The sequence below is a fragment of the Rhodopseudomonas sp. WA056 genome (genome assembly GCF_010906995.1).
Lineage (GTDB): Bacteria > Pseudomonadota > Alphaproteobacteria > Rhizobiales > Xanthobacteraceae > Rhodopseudomonas > Rhodopseudomonas palustris_G.
On record NZ_QPFS01000021.1, the window covers coordinates 1 to 15,084 of the forward strand.

At 68.6% G+C, this 15,084-nt stretch carries 12 protein-coding genes; 3 read left to right on the forward strand and 9 right to left on the reverse strand.

What is annotated here, in order from left to right:
• Positions 1-120: 120 nt before the first annotated feature.
• Entirely contained in the window at positions 121-609 is a 489-nt protein-coding gene (gene irrA / locus DU475_RS06665) for an iron response transcriptional regulator IrrA (RefSeq protein ID WP_041807362.1), read from the forward strand.
• A 92-nt stretch (positions 610-701) separates the two neighbouring features.
• Here the strand turns inward: irrA and DU475_RS06670 are convergent, their stop codons facing one another.
• Positions 702-3,290 carry a pyrroloquinoline quinone-dependent dehydrogenase gene (locus DU475_RS06670; RefSeq protein WP_164631394.1) on the reverse strand — a complete coding sequence of 863 codons (2,589 nt, stop codon included), beginning with the start codon at positions 3,288-3,290 and terminating at the stop codon, positions 702-704.
• 308 nt (positions 3,291-3,598) lie between these two features.
• Between DU475_RS06670 and DU475_RS06675 the strand changes: the two genes are divergently transcribed.
• Positions 3,599-4,810, forward strand: coding sequence for an efflux RND transporter periplasmic adaptor subunit (locus DU475_RS06675; RefSeq protein ID WP_164631441.1), 1,212 nt, complete (start codon positions 3,599-3,601; stop codon positions 4,808-4,810).
• Positions 4,810-7,965: an efflux RND transporter permease subunit gene (locus DU475_RS06680; protein ID WP_164631396.1), complete on the forward strand. Its 3,156-nt coding sequence runs from the start codon at positions 4,810-4,812 to the stop codon at positions 7,963-7,965. Before DU475_RS06675 ends, DU475_RS06680 begins: the two co-directional genes overlap by 1 nt.
• A gap of 27 nt (positions 7,966-7,992) precedes the next feature.
• Here the strand turns inward: DU475_RS06680 and DU475_RS06685 are convergent, their stop codons facing one another.
• Genes DU475_RS06685 through DU475_RS06720 form a run of 8 tightly spaced genes read right to left on the reverse strand, consistent with a single transcriptional unit; the run spans position 7,993 to position 15,010 of the window.
• The gene (locus DU475_RS06685; protein ID WP_164631398.1) at positions 7,993-9,666 is read right to left on the reverse strand and encodes a complex I subunit 5 family protein; all 1,674 of its coding nucleotides are present in this window, start codon (positions 9,664-9,666) and stop codon (positions 7,993-7,995) included.
• Positions 9,663-11,138: a complex I subunit 5 family protein gene (locus tag DU475_RS06690; RefSeq protein WP_164631400.1), complete on the reverse strand. Its 1,476-nt coding sequence runs from the start codon at positions 11,136-11,138 to the stop codon at positions 9,663-9,665. The genes DU475_RS06685 and DU475_RS06690 overlap by 4 nt, the downstream gene beginning before the upstream one ends.
• Positions 11,135-12,652: a complex I subunit 5 family protein gene (locus DU475_RS06695; protein ID WP_246700260.1), complete on the reverse strand. Its 1,518-nt coding sequence runs from the start codon at positions 12,650-12,652 to the stop codon at positions 11,135-11,137. The genes DU475_RS06690 and DU475_RS06695 overlap by 4 nt, the downstream gene beginning before the upstream one ends.
• Complete coding sequence (locus DU475_RS06700) at positions 12,633-12,962, reverse strand: cation:proton antiporter subunit C (protein ID WP_013502899.1); 330 nt, start codon at positions 12,960-12,962, stop codon at positions 12,633-12,635. The genes DU475_RS06695 and DU475_RS06700 overlap by 20 nt, the downstream gene beginning before the upstream one ends.
• A complete protein-coding gene (locus DU475_RS06705; protein ID WP_164631402.1) occupies positions 12,959-13,900 on the reverse strand; it encodes a hydrogenase subunit MbhD domain-containing protein in 942 nt (313 codons plus the stop codon). The genes DU475_RS06700 and DU475_RS06705 overlap by 4 nt, the downstream gene beginning before the upstream one ends.
• Positions 13,897-14,220, reverse strand: a complete 324-nt coding sequence (locus DU475_RS06710; protein WP_164631404.1) for a cation:proton antiporter — start codon at positions 14,218-14,220, stop codon at positions 13,897-13,899. The genes DU475_RS06705 and DU475_RS06710 overlap by 4 nt, the downstream gene beginning before the upstream one ends.
• Positions 14,217-14,501, reverse strand: coding sequence for an MrpF/PhaF family protein (locus DU475_RS06715; protein WP_013502896.1), 285 nt, complete (start codon positions 14,499-14,501; stop codon positions 14,217-14,219). The genes DU475_RS06710 and DU475_RS06715 overlap by 4 nt, the downstream gene beginning before the upstream one ends.
• Positions 14,498-15,010, reverse strand: a complete 513-nt coding sequence (locus tag DU475_RS06720) for a Na+/H+ antiporter subunit E (RefSeq protein ID WP_164631406.1) — start codon at positions 15,008-15,010, stop codon at positions 14,498-14,500. The genes DU475_RS06715 and DU475_RS06720 overlap by 4 nt, the downstream gene beginning before the upstream one ends.
• Positions 15,011-15,084: the final 74 nt, after the last annotated feature.

The window sequence follows — 15,084 nt, forward strand, 5'->3', positions numbered from 1 at the left end:
CCAGAAACATGGGAGGCGATCGGGGCACCGGCGAATGCGACCCGTTCCCAATTTTTGATTGAGGTCAATTCGCAACAGTCGATTGCTTCTTATAGTCATCATCAGAATGAGGATCCGACAGTGAATTTCAGACCCGACAGCCGTCGTTTTGACTCGGCCGATATCCAGCCCGTCGAAATCAACCGTCTTGCCCCGGAGCCGATGCGGCCGTGCGCGGTGGATCTGCTGCAAACGGTCCGTCTGCGGCCGACGGCTCAGCGCTTGGTGCTGACGCAGCTCCTGTTCGGGAGCGGCGACCGCCATGTCACCGCGGAGATGCTGTACGAAGAAGCCTCCGGCTCGGAGGTCCAGATCTCTCTGGCCACCGTCTACAACACGCTCAATCACTTCGCGGAGCTCGGTCTGGTGCGCCGCGTCAGCGTCGACGGCAGCAAGACCTATTTCGACACCAACGTCAGCGAGCATCATCACCTCTATCTGGAAAACAGGCACGAGCTGATCGACGTTCCGGTCTCGGTGCTGCCGCTCGGCGGCCTGCCCGAAATCCCGGAAGGCTACGAGATCAGCCGGATCGATATGGTGGTTCGCCTGCGGCGAAAGACGCGCTGACCAACGGCGCCGGCCGGTCCGGCGTGTTGCTGTTTTGCGGCTGACGCGCTTTCGGGCTGCGGGCTGCGGTTTTCTTCCCACGAAGACGTTCGCTAGGGGCCTTCCTTTTCGTTGTCGTCGCCGCGTGCGCTCGGCGGCTCGCCGGTCAGGTCGGGTTGATCGCTGCCGAGCGCGAACACCTTGAGATAGGCGCCCAGCGTGGTCTCGAACCGCGCATGACCGGTCGCGGTGACGGCGACGTACTGCCGGCCGTTGTGCTGGTAGCTCATCACGCCGGCCTGTGCGCCGGCCGGCAGCCGATGTTGCCAGAGCAGTCGTCCCGTCGCGGTCTCGAACGCGCGCAGAAAGTTGTCCTGAGCGGCGCCGATGAAGGTGAGGCCACCGGCCGTCACCAGGGGACCGCCGAGGTTCGGCGTGCCCATGGCGATCTTGAGCCGTGTCGGGATTCCGAGCGGTCCCATGTCGAATCCGGTGCCGAGCGGCTTGGCCCAGGCCAGTTCTCCGGTGTCGATATTGGTGGCGGCGATGAAGCCCCAGGGCGGGGCCAGACAGGGCACGTCGAGGATCGACAGCCACATCGGCCGGTCGACGCCGTAGGGCGTGCCGGCGTGCGGCGCAGTCGTCTGGTCCGGGCGGGCGCCGCCCGACCCGACCGGCCGGTCGGCCACCTCGGCGCGCGGCGTCATGTCGACGGTATTGGGCAGGCGCGAGTAGTTGGCGATCACCAGGCGACGGCCGGGATCGAATCCGAGCCCGCCCCAGTTCATGCCGCCGACCGTTCCGGGCAGCAGCACGATGCCTTTCGCCTCGACGGTGGGCGGCGTGAAGATGCCGTCGTAGCGCCGCTGGTGGAAGCCGATCCGGCACAGCGCCGCGTCGATCGGCGTCACGCCCCAGATGTGGCGCGCATCGATGGTCTCCGGGTCTCGGCCGGGGATGCCGCCGAGATTGGGGAAGAACACCGACTGCGGCTGGGTCGGAGACAGGCGGTCGCCCGGCAAGCCGCCTTGCTGCGGCACCGCGCGCTGCACCACCGGGCGGAGCGGCTCACCGGTCGCCGCATCCAGCAGAAACAGGTCGCCGGCCTTGGTGCCCTGGAGCACCGCACGGCGGGCGACGCCGTCGATGGTGACGTCGAGGAGCATCGGCTGGGCGCCGATGTCGTAGTCCCACAGATCGTGCTGCACGGTGGTGAACGACCAGCGCGTCGCACCGGTCGCGAGGTCGACCGCGACCACGGCGGCCGTGAACCGGTCTTCTTCGGCGGTGCGGTTGCCGCCCCAATGGTCGGCGCCGGGATTGCCGGTGCCGAGAAACGCCAAGCCCAGCGACTCGTCCGCCGAGATCACGTTCCAGACGTTGGGCGTGCCGCGTGGATAGATTTCGCCCGGCGCGAGCGGCGCCTGCGGATCCGGGCGCAGCGCGTCCCAGGCCCAGCGCAATTCCCCCGACACCGCGTCGTAGGCGCGCACCACGCCGGACGGGGCGTCGCGACGCTGGTTGTCGCTGACCTGCTGGCCGATGATCAGCAGGCCGCCGGCCACGGTCGCGCCCGAGGTGTTGGAGGCGAAGCCGGCCTCGCGCAGGCCCATGCCCTCACTGAGGTCGACGACGCCGTCATTGCCGAAGCTGCGGCACACGAAGCCACCGACCGCGTCCAGCGCGATCAGCCGACCGTCCGCCGTGGCGACGAAGACCCGGCGGTGGCAATTGCTGCCGCCCCTGGGCATCGGCCCGGTCTTGCCGGCCACCGCCGGCATCCGGCCGCGAGCGTCGGGGCGGCCGGCCGGATCACCATCGTCGAAATAGGCGACGGCGCGGCAGGCTGCGCTGAACAGCGATTCCATGGTGGAAGGATCGACCTTCGGATCGAAGTGCCAACGGACCTCGCCGGTTCCCGGATCCAGAGCGTGCACCTGATTGCTGCTGGTGCAGATGTAGAGCAGATCCGCCGCCTTGATCGGCGTATTCTGTGACGAGTAGTACACGCGATCCCCACCTGGCGCGAGGTCGCCGCTCCGGAACGTCCAGGCCTCCTGAAGCTCGCTGACATTGCCGGTGTGGATCTGCACCAGAGTGGTGTAGCGCCGTCCGAGCGTGGTGCCGCCGAACGCGGTCCATTCGGCTGCGGCATCGACCGGCTCGGCGCCTGCCGCGAGCGACGGTCGGCGATCGCCCGCCGTTGTCGCTTCCTCGGTGCGCTCCCAGTAGTTCGTCACCAGCACGCCGAGCGCGACCACCGCGGCCAGTAGCCCCGCCGTCGTGCCACGTCGCCAAATGCTGTGCGGCGGATATCGGCGGAATACGAAGGCCAGCGCAGCGGCTGCCAGCAATGCGGCGAGCAGTCCGACGCGGGCCGCAAGGTCGAGTCCCCACGCCGGTTGCCAGCCCTTGCCGCCGATCTCGACGAGCGACCATGCCAGCGTCAGCAGCAGCGCGAGGCCGAAGGCCGAGAAGGCCAGCCGATCGCGACGCAGCCACGCCAGCAATCCACCAGCGGTGAGCAGCAGACCGGCGGCCAAGTAATAGGATGTGCCGCCGAGCATGAGCAGGCGAACGCCGAGTACCGCGGTCGCAGCGCCGAGCAGTCCGGTCAGCGACGCGAACAGCAGATACAGCCATCCCCAGATCCGATGCGGGGTCTTCGTCGTTGGGCGGCGAGAGAAAACGTTGCGAAGCATGCGGCCCCTTCAAATGTTCGAAGCGTCCAGGTGGGGTGGCGTGCTGTCTCGTCGGCGACGGTCTGCGGCTGCCGGATTGCAAACACGGCAATTTGTGAATGGTTGTTGGACACGGTGTCGCACGAAGCTCCGGCCGGTCGTGAGCCGCCGGTCCGGGCCGCGGGGTGTGACGTTTCGCGTCAGTGCTGGAACCGTTGCGACCGGTTCAAATTGCCATAGCGCGCGCCGGTTTGCGCGAACGCTGCCGCACGCACCCGCGTCGCTCCCGACGAGGTCGGGATCGGGCAGCCCGAAGGTCTTTGGTGCGGATGAAATCAGCCGGCTCTGTCGTTGCTCTCCTGATCGTGGCGCTCGCGCTCGGCGCCGCGGCCTATTTGTATTTCCGCGGTCCGGAGCCGGTCGCCCAGAAGCCGACGCCTCCGCCGGTCGAGGTCGGGGTCATGGAGCTGCGCCGCGCCGATGTCTCGTTGCCGCTGACCTATGCCGGCCGCGTCGCCGGATTTCGTCACGTCGAAGTGCGGGCGCAGGTCGGCGGCATCATCCTGAAGCGCGAATTCGTCGAGGGCGCCACGGTGAAGCAAGGCGATCCGCTGTTCCGGATCGATCCGCGCAGCTATCAGGCCGCCCTCGATCGGGCCGACGCGCAGGTGCTGCAGGCACGGGCCACGCTGGTGCAGGCCGAGGAGAATTTCAGCCGCATCGAACAGTTGAGCCAGCGCCAGGTGGCCACCGCCAAGCAGCTCGAGGACGCCCGCGCCGCACGCGATCTCGCCCGGGCCGCGCTGCAGAGCGCGCAGGCCGACGTCGAGACGGCGAAGCTCAACATCGAGTTCACCACCGTGGTGGCCCCGGTGTCGGGGCCGACCAGCCTGTCGTCGCCGCCGGAGGGGGCGCTGGCGCAGGCGCAGCAGACCGTGCTCACCAGCATCACGCAGCTCGATCCGGCCTACGTGAATTTTTCGCTCAGCGAGTCCGAATTCGTCGAGCTGCGCGGCATCAATCAGGCGCGCGACCAGCCGCTCAAGCGCTCCGACATCGATGTGACGCTGGAGTTCGGCGGCGGCGCCCGCTATCCGGCGAAAGGGCAGGTCAACGAGGCCGCGTCGATCGTCGATCCGCGCACCGGGACGTTGCAGATCCGTGCGATCTTTCCCAATCCGGACGGCGTGCTGCTGCCCAATCAGTTCGTCCGGGTCCGGCTGCGCGGCGTGGTGCTCCAGGATGTCTTCGTGGTGCCGGAGCAGGCGGTGTCGCAGGGCCCGCAAGGCTCGTTCGTCTATGTTCTGAATTCCAGCCGCGATGGCGTGATGCAGCGGCCGATCCGGCTCGACCGGCAGGTCGAGGGCGGATGGGCGATCAGGGACGGCCTCGAGGACGGTGAGGTGCTGGTCGTCGACGGGCTGCTGCGGATTCATCCCGGCGCCAAGGTGACGCCGGTGCCGGTGGGAGGCCGGACCGATCGCAGCGCCAGGACCGAAGCCGCTGCGCCTGCGGGTGGCGCGTCGGTTCGGGCGAAGTGATGCTGTCGCGCTTCTTCATCGACCGGCCGGTGTTCGCCGCCGTCATTTCGATCCTGATCGTGCTGGTCGGCCTGATCTCGATGCGGGCGCTGCCGGTGGCGCAGTATCCGGCGATCGTGCCGCCTGAAGTCCGGATCAGTGCGTCCTATCCGGGAGCCTCGGCCGAAACCATCGCCGAAACGGTGGCGGCGCCGCTGGAGCAGCAGATCAACGGCGTCGAGAACATGCTCTACATGCGGTCGACCTCGACCGGGGCGGGCACGCTGTCGATCTCGGTGACTTTCGCGATCGGTACCGATCCTGACCAGAACACGATCAACGTCAACAACCGGGTGCAACGTGCGACGCCGTTGCTGCCGGCCGAAGTGGCGCGCCAGGGCGTCGTGGTGCAGAAGCGCTCCAGCGACATTCTCCAGGTGCTGACGATGTCGTCGCCGAACGGACGCTACGACACCATCTTCATCGGCAACTACGCGCTGATCAACGTGATCGACGAACTGCGACGCACCCCCGGGGTCGGCGACGCCTCGCTGTTCGGCGCGACCGACTACTCGATGCGGGTCTGGCTGCGTCCCGACAAGCTGGCCCAGTTCAACCTGACGCCCGGCGATGTCGCTGCGGCGATCCGCGAGCAGAACGCCCAGTTCGCCGCGGGCCGGTTCGGCGAGGAACCGCAGAGCGATCCGACCGCCTTCACCTATTCGGTGACGACGCAGGGCCGGTTCGCCGATCCGAGCGAATTCGAGAACATCATCATCCGCTCCGACGAGTTCGGCGGAGCGCTGCGGGTCAAGGACGTCGCGCGGGTCGAACTCGGGGCGCTGAACTACAGTTTCTCCGCGACCTACAACGGCGCGCCGACGGTCCCGATCGGCGTCTATCTGCAGCCGGGGGCCAACGCGCTCGAGGTTTCGGCCAATGTCCTGGCGACGATGGACCGGTTGCAGGCCAGATTCCCGGAAGGACTCGAATATCGCAATCCGTTCACCACCACGCGATTTGTCGAGGCGTCGATCCGGCGGGTGATCCAGACCTTCATCGAGGCGATCGTCCTGGTGGTCGCCGTGGTGTTTCTGTTCATGCAGAACGCGCGTGCGACGTTGATCCCGGTGATCGCCGTGCCGGTCTCGATCATCGGCACCTTCGCCGGCATGTACGCGCTGGGATTTTCGATCAACCTGCTGACGATGTTCGGGCTGGTGCTGTCGATCGGCATCGTGGTCGACGACGCCATCGTGGTGCTGGAGAACATCGAGCGCATCATGCGTACCGAGAAGAAGCCGGCGCGCGAGGCGGCGATCAAGGCGATGGATCAGGTCAGCGGCCCGGTGATCGCGACGTCGCTGTCGTTGTGCGCGGTGTTCGTCCCGGTGTCGTTTCTGGGCGGGCTCGCCGGCGAGCTGTATCGACAGTTCGCGGTGACGATCGCGGTCTCGGTGGTGATCTCCAGTATCGTGGCGCTGACGCTGACACCGGCGCTGGCGACGCTGATCCTCAAGCCCGATCATCGTCCGCCGGCGCGGCCGTTCCGGCTGTTCAACCGCGGCTTCGAGTGGCTCACCGACAAATACGGTGCGGTGGTGGCTTTCTCCATGCGCCGGGTGGCGGTCTCGCTCACCATCGTCGGAGCGATGATCGGTGCGACCTTGGTGCTGTTCAACGCCATGCCCGGCAGTCTGGTGCCGGCGGAGGACCAGGGCCGCGTTCTGATGGTCACGTCGCTGCCGCCGGCGGCGTCGCTGAGCCGCACCCGCGAGATCGCCGGCATCACCGCCAACACCATCAAGGACATGCCCGAAGTGCTCGGGGTGGTGACGATGTCCGGCTTCGACGTGCTGTCGAGCGCACAGAAGACCAATGCCGGCGTCTCGTTCATCACCTTGAAGGACTGGTCGGAGCGGAAGGCGCCGGAGTCCGACGCGCGGCAGTTCGCGCCGGGACTGAGCCGGCTCAACGCGCTGTTTCGCGACGGCGTCGTGGTCGGCTTCAATCCGCCGGCGATTCAGGGCATCAGCACCACAGGCGGATTCGAGCTGTATCTGCAGAACCGCTCGGGCGCGTCGTTGCAGGAGCTGGCCGAGGCGGCCGACAAGGTGGTGGCCGAGGCCGCCAACCGGCCTGAACTCACCGGGGTCCGCTCGCAATTCTCGACCTCGGTGCCGCAATATCGGATCGACGTCGATCGCGACAAGGCGAAGACGCTGGGGGTGCCGATCAACAGCATCTTCGAGACCATGCAGAGCGGCTTCGGCAGCCTCTACGTCAACGATTTCACCTTGTTCGGCCGCACCTATCGGGTCAGCCTGTCGTCGGAATCCGAATTCCGCGGTGAGCCGGGCGACCTGCGATTCATCTATGCGCGTGCGGAGTCGGGGGCGATGATTCCGCTCGACGCGCTGGTCACGGTCAAGCGGGTGCTCGGTCCGGACTCGGTCGATCGCTTCAATATCTTCCCAGCCGCCAAGATTCTCGGGAACCCGGCGCCCGGCTTCTCGTCGGGGCAATCGCTGGCGGCGATGCAGCAGATCGTCGCAACTACGCTCGGCGACGACTACTCGATCGGTTGGACCGGTGCGGCCTATCAGGAGATCTCCACCGAAGGCACCGGCTATCAGGGATTCCTGTTCGGCGTGCTGATGGTATTCCTGATCCTGGCCGCGCAGTACGAGCGCTGGACGCTGCCACTGGCGGTGCTGACCGCGGTGCCGTTCGCGCTGTTCGGCGCGATCGTCGCGATCTGGCTGCGCGGGCTGGAGAACGACATCTACTTCCAGATCGGCCTGGTGACGTTGATCGGGCTGGCCGCGAAGAACGCGATTCTGATCGTCGAATTCGCCGCGCGGCGTCACCGCGAAGGCGTGCCGGTGTTCGATGCCGCTCTCGAAGCCGCGCGGCTGCGGTTCCGGCCGATCATCATGACGTCGCTGGCCTTCATCCTCGGAGTGATGCCGCTGGCGATCGCCAGCGGCGCCGGGTCCGCCAGCCAGCACTCGATCGGTACCGGCGTGATCGGCGGCATGATCGCCGTCACCGTGCTCGCCAGCATCTTCGTGCCGCTGTTCTTCCGGCTTCTGACACGGAGCAGACCGAAGGCGGACGCAGCGGCGCAACCGCCGGCTTCCGAGTCTGAACTATCCGCGACCGGATCGCGCTGAGCCCGGCGCTCGATCGGTCGCGCGTGGTCAGGCGAGCGCGGCGAGGCCGAGCAGGAGCGCGACCAGCAGCACCGCGCTGCCGCTCGCGGCTGCGCCGGAAAGCCCCGTCTCGAGCGACTGCGCCGGCTTGACGAAGCCGTGGAGCAGGCGCGAGGCGTCGACCGCAAACCGCGGTGCGTGCCACGACGGCCGCGATCCGAATGCCCGCTGCAGGGCCGCCTCGACGGGGCCGGCGATGTCGCCGATCGGCACGGTGATGGCGATCGGCCGCAACATTGCGAGGCCGCCGATCGCGAATGCGAGCAGGATCGGCCACGCCGCGCTCCACAGCGCCGCGTCCGACAGCGCCGCAGGGAGCGGCAGACCGAGCAGGCCGGGAGCAATGATCCAGGGCCCCAGCAGCGCGGCGAGGGCGGTCAGCGCAAAAGCCACGATCATGCCCGCCCGAGCGCTCGGTGCCCCTGCCGGCCTCTGCGCTGCGAGCAGCACCACGGTGCGCAGCATCAGCAGCATCGTCCCGACCGCCGACAGCGACGCGAGCGTCGCGGCGAGGCCGCTGCCGAGCGGTCCTTTGATCGCGAGCTTGGCGAGCGATCCGCCGGTGAACGGCGCGCCGGCGATCGCGGCGCCGAGCAATGCGACGGTGGCCAGCACCGGAATCGCCGCCCGTCCGGCGCCGGCCGCAATCACGCCGACGGCGAGAAACAGCGCGCCTTTGGCAAGGCCGTGATGGGTCGCGTAGAACGCCGCGGCCATCGACGTATCGGCAATGCCGGCGCCGAGCCCGGCGCCCAGCACGGCGACCATCAACCCCATCTGACTCATCGTCGAATACGCCAGCACGGCTTTCGGCTTGATCTGGGGCAGGCCGAGCGCAACGCCGAACCATGCGGTGGCGAGGCCGAGCCAGAGCAGCGCGTCGGCCCAGGACGGCATCGCTTCGACCGGCACGAAACGGATCAGGCCGATCAGTCCGGCCTTGACAATGGCGCCGCTCAGCACCGCTGAGGCCGGCACCGGCGCCGCCGAATGGGCGAGCGGCAGCCAGACATGCAGCGGCACCAGACCGGCCTTCAAGCCGAATCCGATCAGCAAGGCGAGGGTTGCGACATTGCCCCACGGCGAGGTCGCGATCGCGGCGCGGATATCGTCGATCACCAGACTGTCGGCGCCGCCCGCCGCCAGCAACAGGCCGATCAGCAGGCAGGCTTCGCCGAACACCGCCAGCACGATGTAGACGCGCCCGGCGCGCCACGCCGCCGCACTCCGCTCGTGCACGACGAGTCCGTAGGCCGCCAGCGACAGCAGCGCGAATGACAAGTAGAAGGTCGCGGCGTCGGCGGCCACGAAAGCTCCCAGCGTGCCGGCCAGCGTCAGCGACCAGAACACGCAGAATCCGGCTTCGTTGGGCTTGCCGCCGAGATAAGCGCGCGCATACAGCCCGGCGATGGACCACAGCGCGGAGGCGAAGCCGAGAAACACCGCGCCCAGCGTGTCGAGCCTGAATTGCATGCCGAGCAGCAGCCAGGACAGTGTCACCGTCTCGCCGGTCGGCGCGAGCACGGCCGCGGCCAGACCCGGCAGGCTCGCGAACGGGAGCAGCAGGGTCGGCTTCGGGATCACCGCGCCCACGAGTGCCAGCACCAGCGGGAAAGCCGGCGCGAGCGGCAACAGCAGGTGCGTGAAAGGGGCATCGATCATGGCGCGTAGTTCCGCGTGACGATCAGTGTCGACCAGCCGAGCGGACTGAGCGGAAGCCCTGCGAACAGACCGGCGCCGAGCGCTGCAGCCGCCGTCACCAGGCCGGGGCCGATCAGCCAGGCCGGGCCTTCGCGCCGCGCGGCCGGCCACGCCGGATCGTCGGCCGGCGCCAGGAACCAGGCACGGTGCAGCAGCGGCAGAAAATACGCGGCGTTGAGCAGGCTCGAAACAGCGAGGACCGCCAATACCCAGTGCTGGCCCGCCTGCAGGCTGCCGATGCCGAGATACCATTTGCTGACGAAGCCGGCGAGCGGCGGCAGCCCGATCATGCCGAGCGCCGCGACCGAGAACGCCGCCATGGTGAGCGGCATCCGTCGCCCGGCGCCGTCGAGCTGCTCGACGCGGGTGACGCCGATCCGCTCGGCGAGCGCGCCGGCGCAGAAGAACAGCGTGATCTTCATCAATCCCTGGTGGACGAGATGGACCACGCCGCCGATCGTGGCGTAAGGCCCGAACAGACCGGTGCCGAGCACGATGTAGGCGACCTGACTGACGGTCGAGTAGGCCAGCCGGCGCTTGATGTCGTGCTGCTGCAGGGCGCGCAGCGAGCCGTAGATGATGGTGACGGCGGCGACGATCGCGAGCGGCAGCCCGACCCCGAGTTCGTTCACCAGCGTGACGCCGTAAACGTCGTAGACCAGCCGGATGATGCCGAAGGCGCCGGCTTTCACCACTGCGACGGCATGCAGCAGCGCGCTGACCGGCGCCGGTGCCACCATCGCGCTCGGCAGCCAGCCGTGCAGCGGCACCAGCGCGGCCTTGACGCCGAGCCCGGCGACCATCAGCACGAACGCGCCGATCAGCACCGTCGGGTCGCCGGCGTCGAGGCTGCCGTGCCGGGTGAATTCGATCGGCCCGAGGCCGCCCTCGAGCCACAGGATGCCGGCGAGCAAAGCCGCGCTGCCGCTCATGGTGTAGATCAGATAGCGGCGCCCCGCCGCCAGCGAGGCGCCGTCGCCCTTGTGAACGACCAGCGGCCAGGTCGACAGCGTCAGCAACTCGTAGAACACGAAGAAGGTGATCAGCGAGCCGGACAGCGCCACGCCGGTGGTGGCGGCGACGCACAGGCTGAAGAAGCCGAAGAACCGCGACAGATGCGGCCCGTCGCCGAGATAGCTGATCGCGTAAACGGTGGTCAGCAGCCAGAGAAACGCCGAAAGGGTGAGAAACAGCAGCGCCAGCGCGTCGACCCGCAGGATCAGGTCGAGCCCCGGCAGCAAGGTCAGCGTCGCCTCGTAGGTCTCGCCGGCAGCGACGCCGATGATCATCAGCAGCGCGAGGCCGAGCTTGCCGAGCGCGGCGGTGAGGTTGACGATGGTGCGGACCGTCTTGCTGGACTCCGGCAACAGGAAGATCACCCCAGCCGCCAGCAGCGAGGTTGCCAGGGTCACAACGGGCAGCAGCGCATTCATGACAGCCCCTCCACGGCGGAGCCCGGACGGCCGATCTGAAGCAGCTCGTAAGGGCCGAGCGAAAGCAGCCCGAGCAGGACCGACAGCATCGCGAGGCCGAGCGCGATCGCCTGACGCGAGCGGGTAACGGCGACGAGTGCGCCGGGTTGCTCCCGCTTGGCGAGCAGTCGGCTCAGCGGACGGAACAGGTAGCCGGCGGCGAGCAGGCCGCCGCCGATCATCACTACGGCCCACCACCATTGCCCGCTGGCGAAGGCCGAGGTGAGGAGCAGATACTTCCCGGTGAAGCCGCCGCTCGGCGGCAATCCCATCAGCGACACGGCAGCTAATCCGAACGCGAACGCCGCGATCGGCAGGTGCTGTCCGACGCCGTCGAGCCGGTCCATCCGATCGTCGCCGATCGCCTCGGCCATTGCACCAGCCGCGATGAACATCGCACCCTTGGCGAGTGCATGCGACAACGCGTGGAACACGACGCCGGTCCAGGCGCCGCCGCTCCACGGCTGCTGCTCGCCCGAGCCGCCGGCGAGCGGAAACACCAGCATCAGATAGCCGAGCTGCGCCACGGTCGAATAGGCGATCACCAGCTTGAGCCGATGCTGGCGAAGCGCCAGCAGCGAGCCGACCAGAATCCCGGCGGCGCCGAGCGCGCCGAGTCCCTGCGCGACGACCGAGGTTGCGATCTCCGGGGCGACCTCGAACCACAATCGCAGCATGATGATGAAGGGCGCCTTCACGACCAGCGCCGACAGCAATGCGCTGGCCGGTGCGGGCGCCGAGCCGTGCGCCGGCGGCAGCCAGCCGTGCAGCGGGAACAGCGCGGCCTTCGCCATCAGTCCGGCCGTCATCAATACGACGGCGGCGAGCGTCGCAGTCTCGGGATCGGCGCTGCGGCTGAGCAAACGGATGTCGAGCGTGCCGTGCGCCACATACAGGATTGCCGCGCCGAGCAAATACAGCAGCGAGCCGAGCAGCGCGAACAGCAGGTAGCGCATCGCCGCGGCGAGCGCCGCCGGCTTGCCGTCGAGCGCGACCAGCGCCACCGCGGTCACGGTCAGCAGTTCGAGGCCGACATAGAGGTTGAACAGATCGCCCGCGACCGCGATCGCGGCGAGCCCGCCGATCGTACAGAACACCAGCGGCCAGAACGCATAGCCGCGCCGGGTTTCGCGGCCCTCCGCGTCGGGTCCGAAGCCGGCGCGTGCGAACAGCGTGACGCCGGCGCCGACCAGCGCGATCACCGCCAGGAAGGCGCCGCCGAGGCCGTCGAGCCGGAGCGCGATCCCGAGCGGCGGCGTCCAGCCGCCGATTGCGGTCTCGATCACGCCATGACGGACGACGTCGAGGATCGCCAGCGCCGCGACCGCGATCCCCGCAAGCGCCATCGGGACGGCGAGGTGGTGGGCGTGACGGCCGAGCAGGGCGGCCACCAGTGCCGCCGTCAGCGGCAGCACGACGCTGACTGCGGCCCACGGGACCAGCGGCATACCGAGGTCAGCGAGGGTCGCAGGCATCGCGATCCTCCGCCTCGCCCGGGGGGCGCGCTGGTGCGGTCTCGTCGTGAAGCCGGATTGCGATGGCGACCGCGAGGGCGGTGCCGGCGAGGGCGACGACGATGCCGGTGATGATCATCGCCTGCGGCACCGGATCGACCGCGAGCGTCGGATGACGCGCCGCGAGGCTGCCGAAATACAGGAAGATGCCGCTGCCGACGACGTTGAAGCCGAGGATGCGGCGCAGCGCACTGGCGCCGGCGAGAAGACCGTACAAGCCGATGCCGACCAGGGCGGCACCGCACAGGCCGTAGAGTGCGGGCGCCGTCATGCCGGCCGCCTCGGACGGCCCATCACCAGCAGCGCCAGCGTGGCGGCGATCGACAGCGTCAGTCCGGCTTCGATCGCCAGAATGATGGTCTTGGTATGCGCCGTCGGAATCACCAGGAAACCGCCGACCAGGATGCCGACGACGGCGACGGCCACGAACAGCAGCGGTCCCACCACCACGGCGAGCCGCAGACGAACCCGCGACACCGGCGGTGCATCGGCGAGGCCCGCCATGATGGCGAGCATCCACACCGCCGCCAGGACCGTGCCGGCCTGAAATGCGCCGCCGGGCGCGTCGGCGCCGGTCCACACCAAGTACACGCCGATCATCAGGCCGATCGGCGGCAGCAGCCGTCCGAACGACGCCAGTACGCCGTCCGGCCGGGCGTGCTCCTTCAATCCGGGACGGCCGCCCCAGACCTGATCAGGGGTCAGCGACCACACCCCGATCAGTGCCGCGAACAGCACCACGGTTTCGAGCAACGTGTCGTAACCGCGGAAGTCGAGCAGGACGGCCGTCACCGGATTGCGCAGGCCGGTCTCCGCCGAACCGGCATCGACCCCTTCGCGTAGTCCGGCAATCTCGTCCGGCAGCGACAGCGAAAGCAGAGCGAGCATCCCCGCCAGGGCAGCGCAGAGAGTCGCGGTACCGAGCCAGCGCCAGAGGCTGTCGTCCGATGGACTGGTCGCGATTTCGTGGCGGTGCCCGAGATGTCCGGCGGCCCGCAGCAGCAGCACGCCGCTGAGGCCGGCGCCGATCGCCGCTTCCGCCAGCGCGACGTCGACCGCATCGAGCCGCACCCAGGCGATGGCGACGAACAGCCCGTAGACGATGAACAGCGTGATGGCGGCGAACTGATCGCGTGCCAGAACGGCGGCGAGACCGACGCCGAGCAGCAGGACGCCCAGCACGAGGTCGAATGCGAGCGCCGCGGTCACGGCTGGCGGTCCATCGGCGGACGGGCCACCAGTGCGGAGCGGGCGACGAGCTGGGCGACAGTGGCGGCGGCGAGCATCGTGAGCAGCCAGACGACGAGCATCTTCACCGCCTTCCAGGCATCGGGTGCCTGCAGCAGAAGGGCGATGGTGATGAAGCCGAGGCCGAGATTGTCGGCCTTGGTCAGGGCGTGCAGCCGGCTGTGAACATCCGGGAAGCGCAGCAGGCCGATGGTGCCGGCGACGAAGAACACGACGCCGGCCGCGAGCAGCGCAACGGTCGCGGCGTCGAGCGCAAGAGCGATATCGACGGACCAACTCATGGTGCTTCCTCTTCCGGATCTCCGGCGCCGTCCGGACTCGCCGCCTTGACGAAGGCGACGGCCGCAAAGGCGGCGAGCAAGGCCAGGACCAGCGCGACATCGAGGATCGCGGCCTTCTCGGCGGCAACCGACAGCAGCAGCAGGACGGCGACCCCGGCGGTCGCGGCGAGCTGAGCGCCCATCATCCGGTCGGATCGGGTCGGGCCGCGCAGCACCCGCACGAGACTGGCCGCGACCGTCAGCAACAGTGCGGCCGCCGTCATGAACAGCAGATCGGTCACGACGGCGCCTCCCGGCGATCGTCCAGCGCCAGGCCGAGGCTGGCACCGATCCGTCGCTCTTCGGTGGCGATCGCCTGGTCGTGTGGTTGGTCGAGGTCGAGGCAATGCACATACAGCGCGCGGCCGTCTTCGCCGGCTGTGAGCGTCCCGGGCATCAGGCTGAGCTCACCGCCGAGCGCCGCGCGCGGCGCACCGGACGGCAGCCGTACCAGATAAGCGAGCCAGCCCGGCGACAGCGGCAGCCGTGGATCGAACGCGCGCCGGGCGACGTCGATGCCGCCACGCAGCGATCCGGTCAGGAAGCCGGGAGCGAGTGCGATCAGCGTCGCGAGCCGAACCCGCCGTCCCGCCGCCGGCAGCAGGCGCAAGCTCAGCATCGTCACCGCGGCGGCGGTCACAATCCCGATCGGCCACGCGGCCGGATCGTTCGAAGTAAGCGCCAGCCACAGTGCACCGAGGAGCACGAAGCGTTTCAGGCCGATCATCAGTCCGATCATGAGAGCGATCACGTCTGGCACCATGCGACATCGGGTCGCCGCGCCGATTTGAATGCGATACCCGGCGTTTTCGCGCCGAATGCTGT

Excerpts from the sequence above, each read along its gene's own strand:
- DU475_RS06695 (WP_246700260.1), bottom strand. The coding sequence starts at position 12,652 with ATGCCTGCGACCCTCGCTGACCTCGGTATGCCGCTGGTCCCGTGGGCC.
- DU475_RS06675 (WP_164631441.1), top strand. The coding sequence starts at position 3,599 with ATGAAATCAGCCGGCTCTGTCGTTGCTCTCCTGATCGTGGCGCTCGCG.
- DU475_RS06700 (WP_013502899.1), bottom strand. The coding sequence starts at position 12,962 with ATGACGGCGCCCGCACTCTACGGCCTGTGCGGTGCCGCCCTGGTCGGC.
- DU475_RS06690 (WP_164631400.1), bottom strand. The coding sequence starts at position 11,138 with ATGAATGCGCTGCTGCCCGTTGTGACCCTGGCAACCTCGCTGCTGGCG.
- DU475_RS06680 (WP_164631396.1), top strand. The coding sequence starts at position 4,810 with ATGCTGTCGCGCTTCTTCATCGACCGGCCGGTGTTCGCCGCCGTCATT.
- DU475_RS06685 (WP_164631398.1), bottom strand. The coding sequence starts at position 9,666 with ATGATCGATGCCCCTTTCACGCACCTGCTGTTGCCGCTCGCGCCGGCT.
- DU475_RS06670 (WP_164631394.1), bottom strand. The coding sequence starts at position 3,290 with ATGCTTCGCAACGTTTTCTCTCGCCGCCCAACGACGAAGACCCCGCAT.
- DU475_RS06710 (WP_164631404.1), bottom strand. The coding sequence starts at position 14,220 with ATGAGTTGGTCCGTCGATATCGCTCTTGCGCTCGACGCCGCGACCGTT.